A 758-nucleotide genomic window follows, 5' to 3' on the forward strand; every position below is an offset into this window, starting at 1 on the left:
CTCCCCCACCTGGGGCGTCTACGCCGGCTACGAACTGTGCGAGAACACCCCCCTCAAACCCGGCAGCGAGGAGTACCTCGACTCCGAGAAGTACCAACTCCGCCCCCGCGACTGGGAAGCAGCCGAACGCGAAGGACGCACCATCACCCCGCTGATCACCGCTCTGAACGACATCCGCCGGCGCCATCCCGCACTGCACGGGCTCAGGAACCTGCGCTTCCACCACACCGACAACGACGCGGTGATGGCGTACAGCAAGCGCACCGGCCCCGACACGGTCCTCGTGGTCGTGAATCTCGACCCCCACCACACGCAGACCGCCCGGGTCTCGCTCGACATGGCGGAACTCGGCCTGGGCCCCGACGAGAACGCGCCGATGCACGACGAGCTGACGGGTGAGACCTACCGATGGGGAAGGACGAACTACGTGCGCCTGGAGCCGGGCCGGGCGCCCGCACACATCCTCCACGTCGGGGTCCACGCCGACGACGCCCGGTCCTCGGCTCGGAACGGAGGGCCCGGTACCCGATGACGATGAACAAGCCCATCCCGGACACCTTCGAGGACACGCCGCAGAAGGACCGGGACCCGGAGTGGTTCAAACGCGCCGTCTTCTACGAGGTCCTCGTCCGGTCCTTCCAGGACAGCAACGGCGACGGCATCGGCGACCTCAAGGGCCTGACCGCGAAACTCGACTACCTGCAATGGCTGGGCATCGACTGCATCTGGCTCCCGCCCTTCTTCAAATCCCCCCTGCG

General features: G+C 67.3%; 1 protein-coding gene and 1 pseudogene. Both read left to right on the forward strand.

The features are described from left to right. A pseudogene (locus M8J73_RS44550) lies at window positions 1-532 on the forward strand (alpha-1,4-glucan--maltose-1-phosphate maltosyltransferase); the annotation flags it as partial. Continuing rightward, window positions 529-758: alpha-amylase family glycosyl hydrolase (locus tag M8J73_RS44555; protein WP_249829937.1), on the forward strand; the 230-nt coding region annotated here is incomplete at its 3' end. The pseudogene M8J73_RS44550 and the gene M8J73_RS44555, both read left to right, overlap by 4 nt.

This window comes from Streptomyces neyagawaensis (assembly GCF_023516595.1).
Classification (GTDB): domain Bacteria; phylum Actinomycetota; class Actinomycetes; order Streptomycetales; family Streptomycetaceae; genus Streptomyces; species Streptomyces neyagawaensis.